15 protein-coding genes are annotated in these 24,211 nt (G+C 67.3%); 7 read left to right on the top strand and 8 right to left on the bottom strand.

Annotated elements, in window-relative coordinates; all coding sequences use genetic code 11:
* Positions 1-178: 178 nt before the first annotated feature.
* A complete protein-coding gene (locus tag Vau01_RS59105; protein ID WP_204012670.1) occupies positions 179-877 on the top strand; it encodes a response regulator transcription factor in 699 nt (232 codons plus the stop codon).
* Entirely contained in the window at positions 874-2,271 is a 1,398-nt protein-coding gene (locus Vau01_RS59100) for a HAMP domain-containing sensor histidine kinase (protein WP_204012668.1), read from the top strand. Before Vau01_RS59105 ends, Vau01_RS59100 begins: the two co-directional genes overlap by 4 nt.
* Positions 2,272-2,382: 111 nt before the next feature.
* Here the strand turns inward: Vau01_RS59100 and Vau01_RS59095 are convergent, their stop codons facing one another.
* A complete protein-coding gene (locus tag Vau01_RS59095) occupies positions 2,383-3,990 on the bottom strand; it encodes an MDR family MFS transporter (protein WP_204012666.1) in 1,608 nt (535 codons plus the stop codon).
* A 142-nt stretch (positions 3,991-4,132) separates the two neighbouring features.
* Positions 4,133-5,314 carry a lipocalin-like domain-containing protein gene (locus Vau01_RS59090; RefSeq protein ID WP_204012664.1) on the bottom strand — a complete coding sequence of 394 codons (1,182 nt, stop codon included), beginning with the start codon at positions 5,312-5,314 and terminating at the stop codon, positions 4,133-4,135.
* Positions 5,315-5,455: 141 nt separating this feature from the next.
* Here Vau01_RS59090 and Vau01_RS59085 point away from each other — a divergent pair, with 141 nt between their 5' ends.
* The gene (locus Vau01_RS59085) at positions 5,456-6,052 is read left to right on the top strand and encodes a TetR/AcrR family transcriptional regulator (RefSeq protein ID WP_204012662.1); all 597 of its coding nucleotides are present in this window, start codon (positions 5,456-5,458) and stop codon (positions 6,050-6,052) included.
* A 303-nt stretch (positions 6,053-6,355) separates the two neighbouring features.
* On the opposite strand, the gene Vau01_RS59080 is transcribed toward Vau01_RS59085, so the two are convergent.
* From Vau01_RS59080 to Vau01_RS59060, 5 genes are all read right to left on the bottom strand, one after another.
* Positions 6,356-7,312, bottom strand: coding sequence for a hypothetical protein (locus Vau01_RS59080; protein WP_204012660.1), 957 nt, complete (start codon positions 7,310-7,312; stop codon positions 6,356-6,358).
* Positions 7,313-7,958: 646 nt separating this feature from the next.
* On the bottom strand, positions 7,959-8,777 hold the full coding sequence (locus Vau01_RS59075; protein ID WP_204012657.1) for an ABC transporter permease: 819 nt from the start codon (positions 8,775-8,777) through the stop codon (positions 7,959-7,961).
* Positions 8,774-9,739 carry an ATP-binding cassette domain-containing protein gene (locus Vau01_RS59070; RefSeq protein ID WP_204012654.1) on the bottom strand — a complete coding sequence of 322 codons (966 nt, stop codon included), beginning with the start codon at positions 9,737-9,739 and terminating at the stop codon, positions 8,774-8,776. The genes Vau01_RS59075 and Vau01_RS59070 overlap by 4 nt, the downstream gene beginning before the upstream one ends.
* Positions 9,740-9,875: 136 nt before the next feature.
* Positions 9,876-11,906 carry an MDR family MFS transporter gene (locus Vau01_RS59065; RefSeq protein ID WP_204012638.1) on the bottom strand — a complete coding sequence of 677 codons (2,031 nt, stop codon included), beginning with the start codon at positions 11,904-11,906 and terminating at the stop codon, positions 9,876-9,878.
* Between the two features lie 263 nt (positions 11,907-12,169).
* Positions 12,170-13,363: a cytochrome P450 family protein gene (locus Vau01_RS59060; protein WP_204012636.1), complete on the bottom strand. Its 1,194-nt coding sequence runs from the start codon at positions 13,361-13,363 to the stop codon at positions 12,170-12,172.
* A gap of 274 nt (positions 13,364-13,637) precedes the next feature.
* On the opposite strand from Vau01_RS59060, the gene Vau01_RS59055 reads away from it, so the two are divergent.
* From Vau01_RS59055 to Vau01_RS59045, 3 genes are all read left to right on the top strand, one after another.
* Positions 13,638-14,969, top strand: a complete 1,332-nt coding sequence (locus Vau01_RS59055) for a hypothetical protein (protein WP_204012627.1) — start codon at positions 13,638-13,640, stop codon at positions 14,967-14,969.
* A gap of 1,024 nt (positions 14,970-15,993) precedes the next feature.
* On the top strand, positions 15,994-17,085 hold the full coding sequence (locus Vau01_RS59050; protein WP_204012624.1) for an IS630 family transposase: 1,092 nt from the start codon (positions 15,994-15,996) through the stop codon (positions 17,083-17,085).
* A 1,870-nt stretch (positions 17,086-18,955) separates the two neighbouring features.
* Positions 18,956-22,237 carry an AfsR/SARP family transcriptional regulator gene (locus tag Vau01_RS59045; protein ID WP_204012621.1) on the top strand — a complete coding sequence of 1,094 codons (3,282 nt, stop codon included), beginning with the start codon at positions 18,956-18,958 and terminating at the stop codon, positions 22,235-22,237.
* 84 nt (positions 22,238-22,321) lie between these two features.
* On the opposite strand, the gene Vau01_RS59040 is transcribed toward Vau01_RS59045, so the two are convergent.
* Complete coding sequence (locus Vau01_RS59040; protein ID WP_204012619.1) at positions 22,322-22,978, bottom strand: hypothetical protein; 657 nt, start codon at positions 22,976-22,978, stop codon at positions 22,322-22,324.
* A gap of 231 nt (positions 22,979-23,209) precedes the next feature.
* On the opposite strand from Vau01_RS59040, the gene Vau01_RS59035 reads away from it, so the two are divergent.
* On the top strand, positions 23,210-24,160 hold the full coding sequence (locus Vau01_RS59035) for an ABC transporter ATP-binding protein (RefSeq protein WP_204012616.1): 951 nt from the start codon (positions 23,210-23,212) through the stop codon (positions 24,158-24,160).
* Positions 24,161-24,211 lie beyond the last annotated feature (51 nt).

The following is a 24,211-nucleotide window of genomic DNA, read 5'->3' as shown; positions in this document are numbered from 1 at the left end:
TGGAGCCGGACATTAAGAGCATCCGGAGCTGTCTGTAAGAAAGGGCTAAGAACGCAGTCCGGGTGTTCGGTCGACGAAAGCCGGATATTTGATTCTGAACCCGACGCGGGAGTCGAAGAATCTAAGAACCGAGTAAGAAGCGGACCCGCGCCGGTACGGCGTTCCTAGGGTGGACGCCATGAGTTCGGGCTACCGACTACTGATCAGCGACGACGACCCCGCCGTGCGGCAGGCGCTGGAACGCGCCTTACGATTCGAGGGCTACCAGGTGGAACTGGCTGCTGACGGCGCGCAAACCCTCGCCCAGGTCGCCAAGGTCAAACCCGACCTGGTGATGCTCGACGTCATGATGCCAGGCATTTCCGGGCTGGACGCCTGCCGCTGGTTGCGTTCCAACGGGGACCACACACCGGTTCTGATGCTCACCGCCAGAGACGCGCTACCGGACCGGGTTGCCGGGCTGGACGCCGGCGCCGACGACTACCTCACGAAGCCTTTCGCGTTACAGGAACTGTTGGCCCGGGTCCGGGCACTGTTGCGACGAGCCGGGCAACCGCCCGGTCAGACCGACGTACAGAAACTGGGTGATCTCGTCTTCGATCGTCGCGCCCGTCAGGTCTACCGTGGCGGCGAACCGATCGACCTCACACGGACGGAGTTCAACCTGTTGCAGACCCTCATGGACCATCAGGGCCAGGTACTCACCCGCAGCCAGCTGTTCGAGCACGTCTGGGGCTTCGACCTCGACCAATCATCCAACAGCCTCGACGTCTATGTCGGCTACCTGCGCCGCAAGATGGAAGCTGGCGGCCGTCCGCGCCTGGTGCACACCGTACGCGGAGTCGGCTTCGTACTACGCGACGACGAGCGGCGATGACCGGCCGGCCGTCCATCAGACGGCGCCTGGCACTCATCGCCGGGGCCGCGACCACGGTCGTGGCGGTCGTCATGGGGGTATCGGCCTGGTTGGCGTTGAGCCAGACATTGATCCGGCAGATCGATCGGGAGCTGAACGCGATGACCCACGGCCCGTTGCCGCAGCTGACCGCCGAAGCCGCCGCCACCATTCCCACCACCCCCTTGAAGGCCGACAACGATCTGCGTCTACAGGTCCGGTTCACCGACGGTGCCCGCGTCACCGTCCCCCGCGATACTGCGGAATTGCCGTGGAGCGCAGCCGATACCGCCGTCGCCAACGGTGTCCAGGCGGAGGCCCGCTACACCGTCGACACCGACCACGGCCGCTTCCGCGTCCTCACCTTCCGTGGCAACCTGGGCCAGACAATCCAGATGGCCCGGTCACTGGCCGGAACCGACGCGACCCTACGACGATTCGGCCTACTCACCGCCGCGCTGATCGTCGGAGCGGCGAGCATCGCCGCCGTCGCGGGACGGCTGGTCGCCCGTGCCGGTCTGCGTCCGGTCGACGAACTGACCACCGCCGCCACACGCATCGCCGAGACCCGCGACCTCAGCAAACCCATCCAGGTATGTGGCCATGACGAGATCGCCCAGCTCGGCCGGGCGTTCAACCACATGCTGGGGCGTCTGGACGTCGCCCAGCGCCAGCAGCGTGAACTGATCGAGGACGCCGCCCACGAGTTGCGAACCCCTATGTCGAGCCTGCGTACCAACGTCGAACTGCTCATCCACGCAGGTGATCGGCTCGCACCGTCCGACCGCAGTGCGTTGCTGACCGACCTCGCCACACAGAGCATCGAGCTGACCGATCTGGTCGCCAATCTCGTCAACCTGGCCCGCTCCAACACCGGCGATGAGCCGGCCGTCGCCACCGACCTCACCGAACTGGCCGCCGAGGCAAGCGACCTCGCCCGCGCCCACTACCCGCGCACAACGTTCCGGCTCGACGCGCGCGACGCTCTGACCATCACCGCCAGGCCCGGTGCGGTGCAACGAGCTCTGGTCAACCTGCTGGACAACGCCGCCAAGTTCGGACCACCCGGACAGGACGTCGAGATTCACATCCGCGATACAGCCATCGGCACGGCGTCATACGCCGAGGTCAGCGTCCACGACCGCGGCCCCACCATCCCCGCCGACCACCGCGACCGCGTCTTCCAACGGTTCCACCGCCTGGACGCCTCCCGTTCCATGCCCGGCTCGGGCCTCGGACTGGCCATCGTTCAACAGACCGCCGCACAGCACGGAGGCATCGTCACCGTGGACGCACGCCCGGGCGGCGGCAACACCTTCCGCCTCCTCCTCCCCGCTACGCCGGTATCGCCGACGCCGCCTGGCGAGAACCGCTGAGACCTGCGGCCCCCGCGACGTCGCCCCGGTACTGCAGTCTTTCCTGACTCGGCTACGTCTCTGTCCAGAGTGGACCGTGCGGCGCCGTCGCTGTCACGCCAGGCGTCCGGTTCAGTTCCCGGTCAGCGCCGTCGGCTCGGCATTGTCCACCTCAGACCCGCGAGACGGTGTCGCGTCGGGGTCCGGAGCGTTGTGGTCGGCGAGCCTCTTCTCTGGCAGGAGAGTGGCTAGTACCAGGCCGAGGACGAATACCGGAACCATGTAGCGGAGCACCGGTGTCAAGGCGTGCTGATAAGCCAGAATCACCGCCTCTTGGGTCGTGTCCGGAAGCGAGTGGACCGCGGCGGGGGTCAGCGAGTCGGTGTCGCCGACAATCATGGCAGCGTCGGAGGCGAGGCGGTGCTCGAGCTGATCGGTGAGCCGGTGGGAGAACACGGCGCCGACGGCCGCGGTGCCGAGAGTGGCACCGATCTCCCGGAAGAAGTTGTTGGCGGAGGTCGCGGTGCCCACATCGGCGCTGCCGAAGTCGTTCTGCACCGCCAGGACCAGCGTCTGTACGATCAGGCCGAGGCCGGTGCCGAGCACGAACACATAGGCGCAGACCATGACGAGCGAGGTCGTGGTGTCCATTGTGGACATCAGGGTGGCAGCGGTGCCGACAAGGACCGTGCCGGCGATGGGATAGATCTTGTAACGGCCGTTCCTGCTCATCAACCGTCCGGAGAGGATGGCGGTGACCATGATCCCGACGACCATGGGGACCAACAGCAAACCGGACTCGGTGGCGCTGACGCCGTAGACCATCTGCAGGTACGTCGGCAGGTAGCCGACGATCGCGAACATGCCGATCCCGATGACCAGCAACCCGATCAGGGTAGCGATGTTGAAGATCCGGCTACGAAACAGCCGGAGCGGGATGATCGGCTCCGCAGCGCGGCTCTGAGAGTAGAAGAACACCACCCAGGCGAGCGTGCCGGCGGCCGCCATGCCGATGATGAGCGGGTCGGACCACGCGTAGTCCGTGCCGCCCCAGTCGGCCACCAGGACGGTGCAGGTCACCGCGGCCGCCATGAGTGTGAAGCCGAGGTAGTCGAAGGCGACCGCGGCGGCCTTGCGGGGCAGGTGCAGAGCGAACACGCCGATTGCGAACGCCAGGGCACCGACCGGCAGGTTGATCCAGAACGCCCAGCGCCAGCCGATGCCGTCGGTGAACCATCCGCCCAGCAGCGGCCCGGCCACCGAGGAGAGGCCGAACACGGCGCCGATCGGCGCCATGTACTTCGCGCGTTGTCGCGGCGGTACAAGGTCGGCGATGATCGCCTGCGAGGTGATCATCAGTCCGCCGCCGCCCATTCCCTGTATCGCGCGGCCGATGATCAGCATGGTCATGTCCTGCGCTGCCCCCGCCACCGCGGAGCCAGCGAGGAAGAGGCCGATGCCGCCGAGGAACAGGAGCTTACGGCCTATGAGATCGCCGAGGCGGCCGTACACGGGCATGACGATGGTGGCCGCAAGAATGTAGGCGGTGATCGTCCATGCCATGTGGCTGACGCCGTGCAGTTCGCCGACGATGGTCGGCAATGCGGTGCTGACGATCGTCTGGTCGAGCGAGGCGAGCAGCATCGCGGCCATGAGGGCGGCAAAGGTGAGGCCGAAGTGGCGTGGAGTGCGGGTCGTGGACTGTTCCTCTACCTCAACGGCCCGGGTCGAGTCGGTCACGGGGGCTCCTGGAATCGAAGTGCGACGGCGGCGCAGAAGGGTAGAGCCGCCGTCGGATCGGTGCCGGCGGCGGCCCGCAAGAGGTGAGAGATCGGTCAGGCCGCCGTGCGGGGCAGTGAGGCGGGCCTAGTGTCTTCGACAGTTACTGCCATCGGCCGATCAGCTCGATGTAGTGCTCGCCCTTGACCCGTCTGCCGTCGTATGTGCCGGTGAACGCCGCCGTGGCTTCCAATCGGACGCCGGCGACAAGGACCAGTTCCTGCGCTGGAGTCCCGGTGACCTTCACGTCCAGTTCCGTGCGAAGCGAGGGAATCCTGACCCGGAACCGGGTCGGGTACTTCTGCCCGGTCTGCGGACTGGTCCACGGCTCGGACGCCCCTCGCTCGAGCGGTTCGACCGCGACCAGTTCGTAGGAACCGTCCGGATGCAGCACGGTGGCCCAGCAGTCCTCCACGTCGGCGCCGATCACGTCCCAGATGGCGATCTTGTCGCCGTTGGGCATGCTGAGATTCATCCACGCCCACCGCAGGAGCTGAGGCAGCGGTCCCCACTGCCGGTCCAGCCAGGCGGTGCCGGTGATCGCGTGCTGGCGGCCCTCGATGACGAGGGTTCCCGATGTGCGCATGGACGGGAACGCGTACTCGTAGTTCGGCACATCGAGCAGCTTGACCAGGCCGGATCCCGCGTACTTCATGACGGGTCCGGTCGGCACGAATTCGGCGTCGAGGGACCCCCACGGCGCGGCGGCCTTCACCGTCATACGGGTGGCATCACCGGTCCACGTCATTTCGGGCAGTTTGATCTCAAGCTTGTCCTGGCTCCAGTGGAACTGCTCGTCAGTGAGGGTGGTGGAGTGGCTCTTGTACCAGCCGGCGGTCGTGTCCGTCACCGAGATCGCGTAGATGCCCGCCAGCCCTTGAGCGTTCGGCGCGGCCAGTGCGTGCCCCAGAACACCGAAATCGTGACCGCCCGCCTTCACCATGCTGGCGAAGTAGATCGAGTCGGACCAGGTGACTTCCGGTCCAGGGGTTCGCGAACCCAGGTCGGTGTTCGGGTCGACCCAGGAGGGGAGTCCAGACCCGGCAGGAAGCATCGCGTCGCCGGGTTGGCGCGTGACCACGGTGGCGGCTGCGGCCGGCGCCGACGGTGCGACGGCCGCAGCGGCGATGGCCGCAGCTCCCGTGATGACCATGCGGCGATTCGGTCGAAGATCGGTCATGTGGGTTCCCTTTGCTGGTGGCTGCCCACCGCGGGACGGGATGGGCGGATCGGTGACCGGTTGCACCAACCACCGACCAATTAATCGAACGGTCGGTATTCTCACGGACCGTACCGTGCCGTAGAAAATTAATCAAACGGTCGGTATGCTGGCCAGACGCTACGTACGTCACCTGTGGCGAGCCTGAGAGGGTGTAACGTCCGGCCTCAAGTTCGGCGCGGACGCGGAGCGACGACTAGGAGCGGGATGGCACGCACCGTAGGCAGCAGCGCCGACGCGACGCGCAGACAGATCCTCACCACCGCGCGGGAGCTGTTCGTCGACCATGGCTACGCGGCCACCTCGATCAAGGACATCACCGAGCGCGTCGGCGTGACGAAGGGCTCGCTGTACTACCACTTCTCCTCCAAAGAGGAGATCCTGCACGCGCTGGTCAGCCCGCTCATCGAGGCTCTCGAGGTGTTCACCGCCGAGGTCACCGCGGCTGGTGGTCTCAACGCCGAGCTGGTCCGGCGGCTACTCAACCTCATCGACGAACACGCGGGAGTCCTCAAGTCCGTGTTCGGTGACCCGTCGACCGCGCAGAGCCTCGCTGTCCGCTTTCGGTTACCGGAGCGCATCGACGGCCTGATACGCGCCGTGGCCGGGTCCGAAGACGCGGACGCCGTCCTGCGGGCGCTCTGTGTGCTCAGCGTCATCCACGCCGCCACGCTTGCACCGGCAGGGATCGACGTTGACGCCAACGGCATCCCCACGCCGCGCTTCGGCACCGCTCCCCTGACCGGCGACCAACGCGCCTTCGTCCTGGCAGCCGCGCTCGCCGTGCTCGACCTCACCACCTGAAGGGCTGGTCGGGCGCCTGGCTAGCCCACTGCCCGCTTGGTGGCGTGGTCCGTCTCCGCCCGGGCGGACCATGATGTGCCGCCGGCACAGCGCGCGTATGCCGCCCGGCGACACCGGTCTCGGCCGCTGCCCGGTGGACCCGTACGTTCGGCAGGTGCAGACCTCAATTACGGTCCCGGGGCCGTCGAAGCACCCGGTCGGCGTTGACCCGCCGCGCCAGTGACAACACGTCGGCCGGCCCCGCCGCGCCAACACGCTGATACATCCGCCCGGCAAACACGGGCGCTCACCCCCATCGATAGGTCAATCCCGCATCCGCGAGCGGAGCGCGGCGAGGAGACCGAGTACCAACTCACCCAGGATCGTGGGCTCGACGGCCGCGTCGCAGCGTCGGATCAGCGCGCCGACCACCGGGCCTGACGCGGCCTCCTCGGGTCCGCCCGGGTGCGGCCCGCGCGGGAATGCCACCACCTCCGCCCCGTCGGACCTGACCTCCACCGACACGGTGCGACTCCCAAAGTCCACAGTGGACTGTGCCGGCGAATGGATCAGATCCTCGGTGATCGCGGCCCGGTCGGCACGGCCGGGCCGCGCGGTGGTACCCAGCACGGAGCCGAGCAGCATGCCGATGTCACGGGCGCCGATGGCGATCAAGGCCGACGCCACCGGCGTCCCCCAGCGCCACATCCGGTCTTCCCGCAGCACCGGCACCATCTGCAGTAGGTTCGCAGTCTCGAAGACCATGGCCCGCCCCGCCGGCGCCGGTGGCGACGGCGGCTCCACACGCCACAGCGCGACCGGGTTGGTGTGCAGCCGGGGCTCGAACCACCACGACCGGCCGGGCTCCTCGACATCGGTCCGCGGCGGAAACATGCGGACTCCGCGACAGGGCAGGAAGTCGGCGAAGACGGACCCGTCGCCGCCATAGGCCATCGGCAGACCCAACTCGGTCAACCGATCGAAGACCACCCAGCCGAGCCGCTCCAAGGGACCACGCAGGCTGAGCGCAAGCTCGAACTCGTACGGTGAGAACGCGGTGCCCTCGGCCGGACCCGGCTCCCCGTCTTCACCCAGTACGGTGGCGTCGATGTCGACGTGCGCCCAACCGGAGAACCCGATCCACCGCTCGGCGGCCACCGCCAGGACGAATCCACGCTCGGACCAGAAATAGCCGGTAACCTCGAGCAACTCGGCCACCCGGCGTGCGAGCGCCTGCCCCTCCCCCGCATATTTCACGTAGATCTCGACGCTGGCGCCCACTACAGAACCCCTGCTACCCGTTGGGTTGGTTGATGTCGCTGCCCCCTGGGCGCCGACCGACCTCGTTGGGATCCCCATCGATCCCACGAACTGTACCGCCGGCCGCCATTCTCGTCCTTCCTCTCCATCGCCTGCGCCAGTTCGGCGTCGCTATGTCAGAGCATCACATCGAAGCGTCCGTGTGGCAGGCATAGAAGATGCCCTCTGGGCGGGGGGACTGGGAGTTGGTTAGGCGCCCGACTGGCCCAGGCCTGGCAGCTATGGGCCGATCCCAGGCAACTCGAGCGCGTTGGAGATCGAAGGCCGCCCTCGCCGACGAGGCCTGCCAGCCCCTGGTCGGAATGCCGGTGACCATCCTTCGGGTCAGATTCGAAGCAGACTGAGCCGACGCGGTGACCCGCATGGCAATCGACGGGATCTTCCCATCGCGTGAGGTCGGGGGCCGGTTCGAGGATGTGTACGCGCAGGGTTGCGCGCGGCAGTTGGGCAGATCCCCGGCAGTGTTCTCCGCTGTCCCGCCGTCCGGCCGTCCGCCCGTCTACGGAGTCGCGTTGACTCGACGTGCTGGATGGATGTGTGGGAGCCACCGATCCGGCTGTGTCCAGCGGTAGATCGGTGGCTCCTGTGAACTGTGCACGCGGGGCGGTCAGACGTCGGAGTGCTTGAGACGCCACGCCGCGGCTCCGATGACGGCGGCCAGGTAGCCGAGGAAGACGGCCAGGCCGGCCCATGGGGTCAGCGCATCGGTTTGCTGGGTGACGGCGGTGAAGGCGCTGCTGGCGTTGGAGGGCAGGTACTGCAGCGCGGTGCTCCATCCGTCGGGGAGCAGGAGTTCCGCGACGCCGGTGAGGAGGAACAGGACCCCGAACAGAGTGCTGATCGCGGCCGGCGTCGAGCGTAGGAGGGAGCCGAGCCCGATGCCGAGGATGCCGGATCCGGTTAGGACGACGGCCGTACCGATCACAGCTCGGGCCACGCCCGGGTCGGACCAGGAGGCGCCGCCGTCGCCGATGATGGCCTGGCCGCCGGTAAAGGCGATCGCGGTAGCGGCGAATGCGACGGTGAAGACGACCGCGGCGAAGACGGTGATCTTGGCCCAGAGGACCGGTAGCCGTTTCGGTACGGCGGCCAGCGATGACCGGATCTGGCCGGTGCCGTACTCGCTGGCCATGAACAGCACGCCGAGGGCGCCGAAGACCAGCTGGGCGAACGTCACGCCGGCCAGGCTCGCCGAGACAGGGTCGCTGGCCCCCGAGCCTGGGCCGGGCGGGGCACCGGTGGTGGTCGTGCTTGTGTCGCCGGTGAATATCGACGCGGCGAGCAGCCCGATGCCGATGAGGAGGGCGGCCGCGACGACCATCGTGGCCACGGTCGACCGCAGCGACCAGAACTTGATCCATTCGCTCCGGGTGACCCGGGCCTGGGTGACGCGGATGGGGGGGCGGGTGAGGGCGACTGTGCTCATCGTGCGGCTCCGGTCAGCGTGTTGTCGGTCGGGACGGCTCCAGCCGAGGTGGCTGCGGTCGAGGTGGCGTGGTATTCGACGGTGTCCTTGGTCAACTCCATGAATGCCTCTTCCAGCGACGGCCGCTGGATGGTCAGTTCGTGCAGGGGGATTCCGGCGAGGGCGGCGCGGTCGCCGATGTCGGCAGCCGATAGGCCGGTGATCTCCAGGACGCCGCGCTCGACGCTCAGCGTCGTCACGTGCGGCCCGGCGACCAGGTCGTGTAGCTCCGCAGCGCGGGGCGAGCGGACCCGGACGCTGTCGCGGCCGGCTCGGTCGATGAACCCGCTCATGGAGACGTCGGCGAGCAACCGGCCTTGGCCGATCACGATGAGGTGCTCGGCGGTCAGTGCCATTTCGCTCATCAGGTGCGAAGAGACGAAGACGGTGCGGCCCTGGGCTGCGAGGTCCCGCATCAGGTTACGGATCCAGAGCACCCCTTCCGGGTCGAGGCCGTTGGTCGGCTCGTCCAGGATGACGACGTCCGGGTCGCCGAGCAGTGCGCTGGCGATGCCGAGCCGCTGTCCCATGCCGAGGGAGAATCCGCCGACGCGCTTGCGTGCCACCTGCGACAGCCCGACGATGTCGATCACCTCGTCGACCCGCGACCGCGGTACGCCCGCTGTCGCCGCCAAGGCCAGCAGATGGTGGTATGCCGAGCGGCCGGTGTGCACCGCCTTGGCGTCGAGCAGGGCACCGGCCTGCCGCAACGGATCGGGATGATCGGCATATCGGCGGCCGTTGACGGTGGCGGTCCCGGCCGTGGGGTGGTCCAACCCCAGAATCATCCGCATCGTGGTCGATTTACCGGCGCCGTTCGGTCCGAGGAAACCCGTAACGATCCCGGGTCTGATTGTGAAGCTGAGTCCGTCCACGGCAGTCCGGTCGCCGTAGCGCTTGGTCAGGTCGTGTACTTCGATCATGGCTTCAACTATCGGGATTGAGGCGGGTAGTCGGCGTCCTCTGTCGGCAGGCCGCTGCACTACCACCACCGTGGTAGCCCCACCACGTGGGGATACCGCACTCAGACGAGACCCTCGCGGAACATGGGCCTGCGGTTCAGCGAGGTACGCGATCGGCGTGTTCGTCGACGAGCTTCGTGGCGATGTTGTCCAGGGCCTGATCCAGCAGCACCCGGTCGGCCGGGTCGGTCATTGTGATGTCGTCCAGGCGGGTGTCGAGCCACTGCCGCCAGGCGCCCTGGACACGTTCGAGCTGTAGCTGACCTACGGCGGTGAGCTCGACGGTGTCGCCGTCGAGACGGGCGTAGCCGGCCTGACACAGATCGGCGAAGGCAGGCATGACAACTTCCGGTGGTAGCCGGTGTGCGTGGGCGATCGTGTTCAGATCTGCGTTTCCGCGGGCCTTCGTATGCAGGTGGGTCTGGCCCACGGCCCACGCCTGCGCCGGATTGAGCGGGCTACCGGAGGCGGCGAGCACGCCGTCGAAGACCCCGCGGGGATCGACGGTGCGCATGGTGGCGCTGATGGCTCGTTCGAGTTGGGCCACGCGGTCGGCCGAGTGCGGGGTCGAGAAGCCCTCCCCGACGTCGGACGCGGTGGCACGGGCGCTGTCGCGCAGCGGTAGCTCCTTGAGCAGCCATGCGACGAGGAAACCCAGAACGGCGACGGGAACGACCCAACGGAACACGTAGCCGATCGTGTCGGCGTACGCGTTGATGATGGGTGCGGCCTGCGCCGCGGGCAACGCCCTGAGCGCCTCCGGGCTGTGCGCCGCAGCCGGCGGCAGACCGGGATCAGCGGCGAGGGCGGCGCTGAGACTGGGGCCGAGCTTGTTCGCGTACAGGGTGCCGAATATCGCTGTGCCGAAGGAACTGCCCAGGGTGCGGAAGAACGTCACCCCGGACGTGGCGGTACCGAGATCGGTGTAGGAGACCGTGTTCTGCACCACAATCGTGAGGACCTGCATCGACAGGCCGATGCCGGCCCCGAGCACGAACATGTACACCGACTCGACCCACACACCCGTGCCGGCATCCATTGTGGACATCAAGAGCAACCCGATCGACATGACCGCGCCGCCCGCGATGGGGAACGCTTTGTAGCGACCGGTGCGGCTGACGAGGTTGCCGGAGATGACAGAGGTCAGCAGCAACCCGACGACCATCGGCAGCGTGCGAACGCCGGAGGCGGTCGCCGACACGCCGTCGACGTACTGCAGGAACGTGGGGAGGAACGTCATCGCGCCGAGCATGGCGAAGCCGACGATGAAGCTCAGCGTCGAGCAGATCGTGAATACCGAGTTGCGGAACAGCCTCATCGGCAGCATCGGTTCGGGAACCCGCATCTCCACGACGACGAATGCGGCCAGTAACACGACAGCTGCGGCGAACAGCCCGATGATGACCGGCGAACCCCAGGTGTACTCGTTGCCGCCCCACGACAACGCCAGGATCATGCTCGACGATCCCACCGCGACTAAGGCGATGCCGAGGTAGTCCACGATCGGCTGGCCCGGCACGCGCACGGCGGGGATGGCCCTGGCCGCCACCGCGATCACCACCACCGCCACCGGGACATTGATGTAGAACGCCCACCGCCAACTCAGATGGTCTGTGAACAACCCACCCACGGTGGGCCCGACGACCGTCGTCACGCCGAACACCGCACCCAGCGCCCCCTGATACCGCCCGCGGTCGCGTAGTGGGATCACATCGGCGATCAGCGCCATCGCGGTGACCATCAGCCCGCCTCCGCCGATGCCCTGCGCCACCCGCGCAGCGATCAGCACCAGCATGTCGTTGGCCAGGCCGCACACCGCCGAGCCGGCCACGAACACGACCGCGCTCACCTGGAACACCAGCTTGCGGCCGAACAGGTCACCGAACTTGCCGGCCAGTACCGTGGACACCGTTTCGGCCAGCAGGTAGGCGGTGACGACCCACGACATGTGCCCCGCACCACCGAGGTCGGCGACGATGGTCGGCAGCGCGGTCGACACAATGGTCTGATCCAGCGCGGCGAGCAGCATCCCGAGCATGACCGCCACGAAGACGACGTTCACCTGCGCCCGGCTCAGCACCGCCGACCGGGAAGACGCACCGCGCTCCACCTCGGTAGCAGTGGCCATGGGCCAAGTTTTGCGGACGGCCACGGTCCGCGTGTCCACTTCTACGAACTTGCTCCTCGCCGCGCCACGCGACCGCGAGCAGGCCCCGCTCGGGCACAGTCCTTGCGGCACCGGCCGGTCAGTCGACCGTCTCGTGCGCGTCCGGTTCGCGTCCGGTTCGCGTCGTACTGCTCGCCGCTGATGCAGGCCGGCATACGGTCGGGCAACAGCACAGCCACTCGTCCATGAGGGGCACGACGCGGTCGACAGCCTGTACCGTGCACCTATCCGTTTGTCACCCACAGTTCCGAAGGCGCGTGGAAGCCGATGTTCTCCTCGCATCGCGGTGTGTAGTTCTGGGTGAGCGCGAGGTTCCGGAAACGCGTGAGCATCACACGCAATGCGGTCTCCGCCTCCTGGACGGCGAGCGCGGCTCCGATGCAGTAGTGTGGCCCGCCGCCGAAGGAGAGCGGGCGTCTTGGTCTAGTGATCAAGTCGAAGTCGTCACCGCCGGGCATGTCGCGGTTCGCCGCTGCGATGTGGGCAAGGATCCGGGTACCCGCAGGCAGTAGTTCGTCATCGATGGTGACGTCACGGGCGGTCTCCCGCAGCCAGGCGATGATCGGGGGCATGTACCGGTTCGTTTCGGCAACCGCGATCGGTACGAGTGCCGGCTGGTCCAGCAGTCGCTGCCATCGCTGCGGTTTGACGAGCAGCAGGAACAGCATGTTGACGATCAGGTTCCTGGTCGTTTCATGCCCGGCGACCAGGAGGTTGAAGGCGAAGCTCGCCGCCTGGTTGGTGGTCACGCCGGCTGCGAGCAGCCGTGCGGTGATGCTGTGCGGCGGTGGGTTGTTTTCGGCGAGTTCCAGGCAGTACAGCCAGAACGCGACGAGATTGTGCGCGAGCCGGACCTGCTCGGCGGGCTCCGGCCGGCCCCAGATGAAGTGGATCTGCCCGTCGGACCACTTGCGGATCTGCGCGCCGTCTCCGGCTGGCGCCCCGATGAGATGCAGAATCACGCGCAGCGGAAGCTCTGCCGCGAACTGGTCCACGAGTTCGACCGTCTCCCCGATACGGGAGTCGAGCAACTCCGTGACGATGCCCTCGATGACTCGGGCGTACGAGGCTACGTGGCTTCGTTTCCAGGGAAACACCGATTCGAGTGCCGCGCGCATTTGAGGGTGGAACGGCGGATCGCCCGCCGCTGTCACCGGTTCGGCTCCGAGTTCGGAGAGCACGGTCAGTGCCTCGGGGCAGGGGAGGTACAACGGGAGCAGAGTGCTGCGGTTGACGAAGTCGTCGCCTTCCTGGCCACTGCCCTGTAGTGCGGCACGTACGTCCGAGTAGTGTGACAGTACCGGAATGGTCTGCCCTGACTGTTCGTCGAGAAGCGCGTGGGACACGCGCTTCCTTCGTAGCTGCTGCCATGCCTCCGTCAGGTCGACGTGAGCTGATTGCCGGTACATGTCGCTCATGGGGGATCCCGTCCGCTCGGTGAGGACGAATTGGGTGGGGTAGCACGTGCCGCGGATCCTCGGTAGCACCGGGACCCACGGCACAACCATCGCGACCGGCGCGGTACACCCGGAGCCACCGGTGCGGCGTTGTCGAAACGGGATGTCACACCAGCGATCCTGTGACCGCGGGCGACGACGTGAGCAGGATATCGGTGCTCGATGCTTTTTCGTCAAGGCACACCACACTTCGCGGCGGACACGCGACCGTGGGTTAGCTGTGAGGAACCGATGATTGTTCGGTGACGTTTTGATTAGACGCAACACAACGATGGCTGCAACGACCCGTTTGGAGGTGTTCGTGAAGCCGGTATCCGGTGCGACCAGCGTGCTCGTGTGTCCGCTGCGGATGCGTTCGGCGCGTGGCGGTTGGATCGTCGGTCGGGTCGAGACGGGAACGTTTGTCGCCGTGCCACCGGTCGCGGTGCGGGCGATCGAGCTGCTCTCCGAGGGTCGGACGGTGGACGCGGTCCGCGCCATGCTCCTGGCCGAGGGGCAGGACGTGGACGTGGCGACGTTCGTTACCACGTTGCTCGGGCTTGGATTTCTCAGCCAGGTTGACGGTCGTGCGATCGTGCTGCCGCCACCGCTCCGGCCGACGCTGCCCTGGTTGCGGGCGCGGCACGTGCGGTGGTTGCTGCACCCGGCCGCCGCGTGGGCCACGGCCGGGATCGTGGTCGCCGGGATCGTGGCGGTCCTCGCCGACCGCAGCCTGTTCCCCGGTTACCGGGATTTGATCTGGAGTGACAGCGGCGGTGCGGTCATGCTCGGCAACACCGCGATTGCCTGGGCGATCATTGCGATGCACGAGCTGGCGCATCTGGCCACCGCCCGTGCCGCCGACGTACCCGGGCGAATGAGCCTGAGCACGCGACTGCACTTCCTGGCTGCACAGACCGACGTCACCGGTGTCTGGACCGAACCACGCCGCACGCGGCTGACGGTCTATCTGGCCGGGGCCGCGGTCAACCTGTCCATCGCCGCCATAGCCATTCTTACCCTCGCGGTTGCCCAACCCACGGGTCTGACCGAACGGCTCCTCGCTGCGACGGTGCTTCTCTCGCTTATCCCCATCCCGTTCGAGTGCCTTGTCTTCATGCGCACCGATGCCTACTTCGTCCTCCAGGACCTCACCGGCTGCACCAACCTCTACGCCGACGGTACAGCCTACTTCCGGTACACCACCGCGCGGCTCTGGCGGCGCCTGCGACGCGTCCACCACTCACCCGCCGCAGACCCGAGCCGTCGACTGCCCGCGCACGAACGTCGCGCCGTCCGCGCGTACGCCCTGGTCCTCGTCATCGGCACCGCGATCTGTCTGACAGTCGCGGCCAGCACCGTCCTACCCGCCGCTCTTCTCCTGCTTGTCCGCGCGGTCGAGACTCTTGTCGCCGACACCAGCACGGGTGCCGACCTGTTCGACGCCGTGGCTGTCATCGCGGTACTGGGCGGCTTCCACCTCCTCTGGGCTCGGACCTGGTGGCAGCGGCACGGCCACCGGGTCCGCCGCACGAGGAACGTGACCACCACGCCGACGGAGGAAGGGCCCCTGAAGGAAAGGGGGTGACGACGTGACCACCATCGAAATCCGCACACTCGACCGGCTCGAAACGACCGCCGTGTTCCGTCCGTAGTGGCCGTGTGCACCAAGCTCAGCGGCCCGTGACGATTCACTCCTGTGCGACGTACGGCCCACTAACGGCGCCGGGCCGCACGACCGGGACGGCGCTACCTACTTTGGCTCGGACCCGGTGGCGCCGAGACGGGGATCGGGTCCGGCCGGACGAGGACAGTGTCCATCCACCGATGAGAGAGGGGGTGACGACGTGACCACCATCGAGATTCGCACACTCGACCGGATCGAGACGACCGTCGTGTATCGCCCGTAGCGGCCGCACACACCGAGGATGGACCTGGTGGCAACGACACGGTCGCCGGGTCCGGCCGGACGAGGAAAGTCCATCCACCGACAAAGAGAGGGATGACAACGTGACCACCATCGACACCCGCACACTCGACCGGCTCGAAACGACCGGCGTGTATCACCCGTAGCGGCCGTGCGCACCGAGGGCGGACCTGATGGCACCGACACGGTCATCGGGTCCGGCCGGAGAATGGCAGTGTCCACCACACCGATGGAAAAGGGGGGTGACAAGGTGGCCACCATCGAGATCCGCACGCTCGACCGGATCGAGACGACCGTCGTGTATCACCCGTAGCAGCCTGGCGCACCGAGCGCGGACCTGATGGCACCGACACGGTCACCGGGTCCGACCGGACGAGGACAGTCCACCCACCGACAAACAGAGGGGGTGACAATGTGGCCACCATCGACATCCGCACACTCGACCGCATCGAAACGACCGCCGTGCATTACCCGTAGCAGCCTGGCGCACCGAGCGCGGACCTGATGGCACCGACACGATCATCGGGTCCGACCGGACGAGGACAGTCCACCCACCGACAAACAGAGGGGGTGAAAACGTGACCACCATCGACATCCGCACACTCGACCGCATCGAAACGACCATCGTGCATCGCCCCTAGTGTCCTGCGCCGGTAGTTCGATGAATTAATGTAGCGTGCGGTGTGTGGCTGGTCGTGGGCGCCCGAAGGTGCCGTTGGTGTTGTCGGGTGAGGAGCGGGAGACGCTGGTTCGTTGGTCGCGGCGGGCGAAGTCGTCGCAGGCGTTGGCGCAGCGGTGCCGGATAGTTCTCGGGTGCGCGGAGGGTAAGTCGAATCAGGACGTGGCCGCGCAGTTGGGGATCTGGCCGCAGACGGTCGGTAGGTGGCGTAACCGGTTCGTGGCCCGGCGGTTGGCGGGCCTGGTCGATGAGCCGCGGCCGGGTGCTCCGCGGCGGATCACCGATGAGCAGGTTGAAGAGGTGATCGTCAAAACGTTGGAGGCGGCGCCGGCTGATGCCACGCACTGGTCGAGGGCGTCGATGGCCGCGACGTCGGGGCTGTCGAAGTCCACGATCGGGCGGGTGTGGAAGGCGTTCGGGCTCAAGCCCCATCTGGTCGACACGTTCAAGCTCAGCAATGATCCGCAGTTCATCGACAAGGTCCGTGACGTGGTCGGGCTGTATCTGGATCCGCCGGAGAAGGCGATCGTTCTCGCGGTGGACGAGAAGTCGCAGATTCAGGCCCTGGACCGGTCGGCGCCGGTACTGCCGATGATGCCCGGGATGCCCGAACGGCGTACCCACGACTACGTCCGGCACGGCATCACGACCTTGTTCGCCGCGTTGGATGTGGCCACCGGCGAGGTGATCGGATCGATCCACCGCAGGCACCGGGCCGTGGAGTTCCGCAAGTTCCTGGCCAAACTCGACGCCGAAGTGCCGGCCGGCCTTGACGTGCATCTGATCTGCGACAACTACAGCACCCACAAGCACCCCACCATCAAGCGGTGGCTCGCCGCGCATCCCCGGTTCAACATGCACTTCACCCCGACCTACTCATCCTGGCTCAACCAGGTCGAGCGGTGGTTCGGACTCCTCACCGACAAGCGACTGCGCCGCGCCGCCCACAGGTCGATCCAGGCGTTGGAGAAAGACATCCGCACCTGGATCGAACAGTGGAACAGCGACCCGAAACCCTTCACCTGGACCAAGACCGCAGACGAGATCCTCGACCGCCTCGCCTCATATCTTCAACGAATTCCCGGCGCAGGACACTAGCGGCCGTGCGCACCGAGCGCGGACCTGATGGCACGACACGGCGACCGGGTCCGGACGAGGACAGTGTCCACCACACCGATGGAAAGGGGGGGTGACAAGGTGGCCACCATCGAGATCCGCACACTCGACCGGATCGAAACGACCTTCGTGTATCACCCGTAGCAGCCTGGCGCACCGAGGGCGGGCCTAGTGGCACCGACACGGTCGCCGGTCCGACCGGACGAGGACAGTCCACCCACCGACAAACAGAGGGAATGGCAACGTGACCACCATCGACATCCGCACACTCGACCGCATCGAAACGACCATCGTGCATCACCCCTAGCAGCCGTGCGCACCGAGGGCGGACCTGATGGCACGACACGGCGACCGGGTCCGGACGAGGAAAGTGTCCACCACACCGATGGAAAAGGGGAGTGACAAGGTGACCACCATCGAAATCCGCACACTCGACCGCATCGAGACGACCTTCGTGTATCGCCCCTAGCGGCCGTGCGCACCGAGCGCGGACCTGATGGCACCGACACGGTCATCGGGTCCGACCGGACGAGGACAGTCCACCCACCGATGAAGAGAGGGGTAGCAAGGTGACCACCATCGACATCCGCACACTCGACCGCATCGAAACGACCATCGTGCATCACCCCTAGCAGCCGTGCGCACCGAGCGCGGACCTGATGGCACCGACACGGTCACCGGGTCCGACCGGACGAGGACAGTCCACCCACCGACAAACAGAGGGGGTGACAACGTGACCACCATCGACATCCGCACACTCGACCGCATCGAAGCGACCGCCGTATTTTACCCGTAGCGGCCGTGCGCACCGAGCGCGGACCTGATGGCACGACACGGCGACCGGGTCCGGACGAGGACAGTGTCCACCACACCGATGGAAAAAGGGGGGGTGACAAGGTGACCACCATCGAAATCCGCACACTCGACCGGATCGAAACGACCGCCGTGTATCGCCCGTAGCGGCCGTGCGCGCCAAGCTGAGGGGCCGGTGACGATTCGCTCCCCGTACGACGCACGACCCCACGGACGGCGCCAGGCCGCATCGAGGCACCCACTGCCAGCCGTCGCTGGCCGCCCCTGGGGGCGGCCAGCGGCTGTTGTTCGCCGATGTCGCGGAGCGTTTGTGGGTTGGCGGACGCCTGGGAGGGGCGCGGGCCTGGCTCGGCCCGGCCGAACGCCACCACGTGGGTGAAGCCATTCAAGTGGCCTCGACGACAGTCGAGTGTCAACGCCGCGGCTATGCTGGCCGAGGTCTGCCGGCCATAGCCGATCGTCCTGCTCTCGGCGGCGTCCGATGGGGTTGGATACGGGGTCGCCCGGTCGCCGGTGCCACGGCGCCTATGGGCGCGGAGCGGGGGTTGCGAACTTCGGTCCCGCATACCTGGCGAGGATCCTGGCGATCTCCTCTCGGCACTCCTGGAGCTGGTCCAACTCCGCAACTGCGTAGCCCTTTCGGCTGCCGCCCAGCGGGAATGTCGGGAAGAGTGCCGTCCACTGGCAGGGTGACAGTTGGCTTCATCTGTGAATAACCGGCCGATCATCGATTCCTCACAACTGCGCTCGTCGCCCGATCGTGCGCGGTGTCGGCAGTTCTGACCCCGTTGCCGTGCGGACTTGGTGGTCACGGTCCGTCCACATCCGACCACTTGTCACGATGCGTGAAGGCGTCGACCGCATGTGGTTCAGAGATGTGGCCAGCCCCGCCCAGCAGGGGCTATCGGCTGTCTGCTGGTCTCCAGAGGTGAGCGTCGACCTGCATATAATCGCCGCCGGAGATCTCGCCAACGAAGTCGCCCGATAGTCCATGGCGGCGCCTGGTGGGGGCTGCTCGGTCATCGGGGGTGCGCCGTAGATGGAGTATCGATTGCTCGGGCCGGTCGAACTGCACGATCAGTACGGGACCGTGCCGCTCGGTGGTCCACGGGGTCGCAGCATCCCGCCGGCGCTGCTCTTGGAAGCCAATCGGGTCGTCCCGATCGAGAAGCTCGTTGCGGCGGCGTGGGGTGATGATCCGCCAGCCACCGCTCAGATCCAGGTACGCAACCGGGTTACGAGACTGCGCCGGTTGCTGAGCCGAACGGCGGATGGCGCGCAAGTGATCCAGACGAGCGGTTCGGGCTATATGTTCCGTGTCGCCAACGGTCAATTGGATCTACAGCGATTCGACCGGCTTGTCGGGCAAGCCAAGACGTTGGTGCTCGACGGGAAGCCGAACGAGGCGGCCGCAGCGTTGCGCGAGGCGCTCGAACTCTGGCGAGGGCCGGCACTGGATGGACTTCGCACGCCGCCGCTGGAAGCGGCGGCGCGACGCCTTGAGGAGACTCGGGAACACGCGTTGGAACGGCGGATCGAACTTGACCTGGCCGGGGGGCGCGAAGTCGCCCTGACGGTCGAGCTGAACGCCATGATCTCAGCCCATCCGTACCGGGAGCGGCTATGGGTGTACCTCATGGTGGCGCTGTACCGCGCAGGTCGCCAGGCCGATGCGCTGGAAACGTTCCGGCAGGCTCGGACGTTGTTTGCCGAGCAGCTGGGTATCGAGCCGGGCGCCACCCTGCAACGGCTGCACGAGGCGATCCTGCGGGCCGACGACAGGATCGTGGAGACGACTGTCTTCGGGCCGAGCGCGGCGACGCCGGAATCCGTCCTCGCGTGGAGGCCTCAGGAACCGGTGTCGAACCCGGTACGGGTTCCAGGCCAGCTTCCGCACGACGTGTTCGGCTTCGTCGGACGCGGCAGGGAGATCGCGATTCTGGATTCGCTGCTTGATGCGCTGGGCGCCGGCGAGCCGGCCACCGCCGGTGGTATCGCGGTCATCTCCGGTACGGCCGGAGTGGGCAAGACTGCGCTGGCTGTCCACTGGGGACATCGGGTCGCCGGCCGCTTTCCGGATGGCCAGCTCTACGTCAACCTGGGCGGGTACGCTCCGGGCCAACCGGTGCAGCCGATCGACGCGCTCGCACAGTTCCTGCACGCTCTCGGTGTTCCACCGGCCGGAGCGCCACCGGATCTGGCCGAGGCGGCCGCACTTTACCGTTCGCTCCTGGCTGGCAAGCGAGTACTCGTCGTCTTGGACAACGCACGCTCGGTGGACCAGATCCGCCCGCTGCTGCCTGGCAGTCCGCGGTGCCTGGTCCTGGTCGCCAGTCGCGACCGACTTGGCGGCTTGGTGGCGTTGGACGGGGCGCACCGCGTCGGGCTTGACGTACTGACCCGCGACGAGGCACACGCCTTGCTCAGCCGGAGCCTCGGCACAGGTCGGGTAGCCGCCGATGCGGCGGCCGTCGACGAACTGTCCAGGATCTGCGCCTACCTGCCGCTGGCCCTGCGAATCGCGGCCGCGAACCTCATCGACAACCCGCAGCGCAGCACGGCCGACTACGTCGCCGAGCTGGTCGGGCAGAACAAGCTTGCCGCGCTCGCCGTCGACGGCGATCTGGAGGCAGCGGTTCAGGCCGCGTTCGACCTGTCGTACCGCACAGTGCCGCCTCAGACGCAACGGCTGTTCCGGCTGTTGGGTCTGGTGCCCGGACCCGACTTCGACGCCGGCGCGGCTGCGGCACTCGCCGGCGTGTCCGAAGTGGACGCTGCCCGTATGCTCGACCGACTCGCTTGCGCGCATCTCGTGTACGAGCATGCGTATGGCCGATTCACGTTCCACGACCTGCTCCGACAGTACGCAAGCGAGTCCGCCGTGCGCACGGATGCCGATTCCGACGCGGCTACTGGGCGACTGTTCCGGTGGTATCTGGCCGCCGCCGAGCGCGCGGCGGCGATGCTGTATCCGGATCTGCTGCGGGTGCCAGTCGTCGACGACGACGCCAGATCGGTCCCGTTCACCGACCGCGGTGGCGCGCGCTCCTGGCTGGACGCCGAGCGGGCGAACCTGGTAGCCGCGTGTGTCACGCTCGCGGAGAAGGGACCGCGGTCGCTCGCCTGGCGGCTGGCGGGTGCGTTGCGCCGCTACCTGGCCCGGCATGGCCACTTCACCGACTACCTCACCGCCAGCACCGCAGGATTCGACGCGGCCAACCGTGAGGGCGACGAGCAGGCCCAAGCCTGGTTGTACCACAGCCTCGCCCATGTCCGTCACAGCCAGGGCCGGCAGGGCGAAGCGATCGCATACCTGCGGCGTTCGTTGGAACTGAGCCGGCGATCCGGCTGGCACGAAGGCGAAATTTCCGCCTACGGCAACCTCGGCGTGGTGTACGGCGAGACCGGACGGCTACGACGAGCCCAAGCACGGTTTGAGGCGGCGTTGAGGCTCAGCCGGGCGGCCGGCGACACGGTCGGCGTCGCGCGGATTCAAGCCAACCTCGGTGACGGATACCGGCGGCTGGGTCGGTTGGAGTTGGCCGCCGCCGAACTCGGCGAGGCTCTCGCCGGTTACGAGCGTGCTGGCGCCTCCGATCGGGCGGTCGAAGTACAGGACAGCGTGGGCGCCGTACTTCACCTCCTCGGTCGCTTCGCCGACGCGTTGCGGCATTTGGAGCACGGGCTGGCGCTTTGCCGCCAAACGGGCGACCGGTCCGCCGAACCGTCCATCCTGGTCAGTTTGGCGGCGGTGCACCGCGACACCGGCCGCCATCACCTTGCGCTGGAACATGCGCAGGCCGCGGTCTCGTTGGCCCGGGATCTCGGGTGGCCGGCGAAACAGGCTGCCGCGCTGAGCGCGCTCGGCCAAACCTACGACCGTTTTGGCGACCATACGGTCGCCCTGGACTGCCACCGGGAGGCGATCCGGCTGGCCGGCCGAGCGGACCGCCCGTACGAGACTGCCGAGGCGTTCGTAGGGATGGCCAGCAACCGGGTCGCAGCCGGCGACTACAGCGCGGCGCTCGGCTTCGCGATTGAGGCGGCGGGCCTCGCCGAGAAGTGCCACCTCATGCCGCTGCTTGGCCTGGCATTGACCGCGACGGCTCGAGCACGCCTCGGCTTGCGGTCACTGGCAGACGCTGCCCGCGACGCCCGTCGCGCGGTGGACATCCATCGGGAGACCGGGTACCGGTTCGCCGAAGCCGAAGCACTCATCGTGCTCGCAACCGCACTGTCCAAGATGGACGGTCAAGAGGCCGTGTCACCACACCAGCGGGCTGCCGAGGACGTGTTGACCAGCCTCGGTCTACACCCATAGACGACCAATCCGCGGCAGCGCGCACCGAGGCGACCAATCGGTGCGCGGCCTTTGCAGATACTCCTGGACCGGCTGCCTGCCGTACTACCGCATGTCCAACGTTGTATGCGGTGCCCGGTTGTCGAGTTGGGTCGTGTTGGTCGGTGCGGGACGAAGCCCGAGTCGGCGAAGTTCGAGGTTGGCCAGTGTGCGGACGGTGGTTGACTCACCGTGTTGCCAGGCTTTCAGTGGAGCAAGGTCGAGCCTTGCAAGGGTGCGGAGCGGCTGGTTGGCGAGCGCGCGTAGGGCGAGGAGATCGGCTCCGCCCGGGGCGTGGCGAAGCCGTGACGCGGCGGTAGCGTCGGTGACCCATCGAAGCCGGCGAGGCAACCAGGACACCACAATGAGCCCAACTGGACCGATGACTATCAAGATGACGATCAGCACGGCTAGGTCATGGACGAGGTTACTTTCGGTTCGCCCGGCAGCGGCGAGTGATCGTGCCGCGTCGGCGGCCTGCGCGAGAGGGTCAGCGGCGCGGTCGCCGACCAGCGGGATGTCGCGCAGCTTCGCGGCGGTTTGGTCGAGGTCCGTGGCGAGGCTTTGTCCTCGCTTGTGGACGGTGTCTCCGACGGCGGCGAGGCTTCCCACCCAGCGATACACCTTGACGGCGATCCAGGCCCAGGCGCCAACCCATGCGGCGGCCAGAAGATCGGCCGCTGTCTGGCGAAGACGTCGGGTCGGCATTTCAGCGTAGAGCACGGCGCAACCTTTGCTTGGCGGGAGTCTTCGCCCACGACCGCGACTGCAGATGTCTGTGCCCCCACGCCCGAGCTGCGGCGATGTCCATGCTGACAACGGTAGGCGAGACAAGGTCACGAGGCCTCGTCTCGGCGTGGTAACCGCTGGCGGCTGGCTACCACAACCGCAGTACCCCACCTGCCCACGCGCAGACGACGTCGATTACGCCGCTCGGCGGCGACAGTTGGTGGCATGATCGAAGTACACGACCTCACCAAGCGGTACGGCGACCGGACCGCCGTGGACGGGCTGACCTTCACCGTCAAGCCCGGCATCGTCACCGGATTCCTCGGCCCGAACGGCGCCGGCAAGTCGACCACGATGCGGATGATCCTCGGGCTGGATCACGCGACGTCGGGCACCGCCACCGTCAACGGCCGCCCGTACGCCGATCACCCCGATCCGCTGCGCCAGGCCGGTGCCCTGCTCGACGCCAAGGCGGTGCACACCGGCCGCTCTGCCTACCACCACCTGCTCGCACTGGCGGCGACGACGGGTTTGCCGACGTCCCGGGTCGACGAGGTGATCGACATCGTCGGGTTGACACAGGTGGCCCGCAAGCGCGTCGGCGGGTTCTCCCTCGGCATGGGCCAGCGGCTGGGCATCGCCGCCGCCCTGCTCGCCGACCCTGAGGTGGTCATCCTGGACGAGCCGACCAACGGCCTGGACCCCGAGGGTGTCCTCTGGATCCGAAATCTGATGCGGGATCTGGCCGCACAGGGCCGGACCGTGTTCGTGTCCTCACACCTGATGAGCGAAATGGCACTCACCGCCGAACACCTCATCGTGATCGGCAAGGGAAGGCTGCTCGCCGACGTCTCGATGAGCGGGTTCATCGACAGCGCCGCCCGCGACAGCGTCCGGGTGCGCTCACCCCGCGCCGCCGAACTGCACGATCTGCTCACCGGACTGCAGGCAAGCATGCTCAGCATCGATCGTGGCGTCTTCGAGGTCGCCGGCCTGTCAGCCGCCCAGATCGGCGACCTGGCCGCCCACGCCGGAATCCCGCTGCACGAACTGAGCATCGTGCGGCCCTCCCTGGAGGAAGCGTTCATGGAACTGACCAAGGACGCCGTCGAGTACCACGCCACCCAAGCGACCCCAACCCCGACCGAAGCCATCCTGACCGGAGCCGCACGATGAACACAGTTGCCCTGACCAACCCCCAGACCCGAGTCACCCAGACCCGAGCCA

Origin of the sequence: Virgisporangium aurantiacum, assembly GCF_016863635.1 — a bacterium.
Classification (GTDB): Bacteria; Actinomycetota; Actinomycetes; order Mycobacteriales; family Micromonosporaceae; genus Virgisporangium; species Virgisporangium aurantiacum.
Note: the sequence above shows the minus strand (reverse complement) of the source record. Positions and strands in the feature narration are given on the sequence as shown.

What these genes read in the sequence shown, in the direction of transcription:
- Vau01_RS59105 (WP_204012670.1), top strand. Translation starts at nt 179, where the DNA reads ATGAGTTCGGGCTACCGACTACTGATCAGCGACGACGACCCCGCCGTG.
- Vau01_RS59100 (WP_204012668.1), top strand. Translation starts at nt 874, where the DNA reads ATGACCGGCCGGCCGTCCATCAGACGGCGCCTGGCACTCATCGCCGGG.
- Vau01_RS59085 (WP_204012662.1), top strand. Translation starts at nt 5,456, where the DNA reads ATGGCACGCACCGTAGGCAGCAGCGCCGACGCGACGCGCAGACAGATC.
- Vau01_RS59075 (WP_204012657.1), bottom strand. Translation starts at nt 8,777, where the DNA reads ATGAGCACAGTCGCCCTCACCCGCCCCCCCATCCGCGTCACCCAGGCC.
- Vau01_RS59070 (WP_204012654.1), bottom strand. Translation starts at nt 9,739, where the DNA reads ATGATCGAAGTACACGACCTGACCAAGCGCTACGGCGACCGGACTGCC.
- Vau01_RS59065 (WP_204012638.1), bottom strand. Translation starts at nt 11,906, where the DNA reads ATGGCCACTGCTACCGAGGTGGAGCGCGGTGCGTCTTCCCGGTCGGCG.
- Vau01_RS59060 (WP_204012636.1), bottom strand. Translation starts at nt 13,363, where the DNA reads ATGAGCGACATGTACCGGCAATCAGCTCACGTCGACCTGACGGAGGCA.
- Vau01_RS59045 (WP_204012621.1), top strand. Translation starts at nt 18,956, where the DNA reads ATGGAGTATCGATTGCTCGGGCCGGTCGAACTGCACGATCAGTACGGG.
- Vau01_RS59035 (WP_204012616.1), top strand. Translation starts at nt 23,210, where the DNA reads ATGATCGAAGTACACGACCTCACCAAGCGGTACGGCGACCGGACCGCC.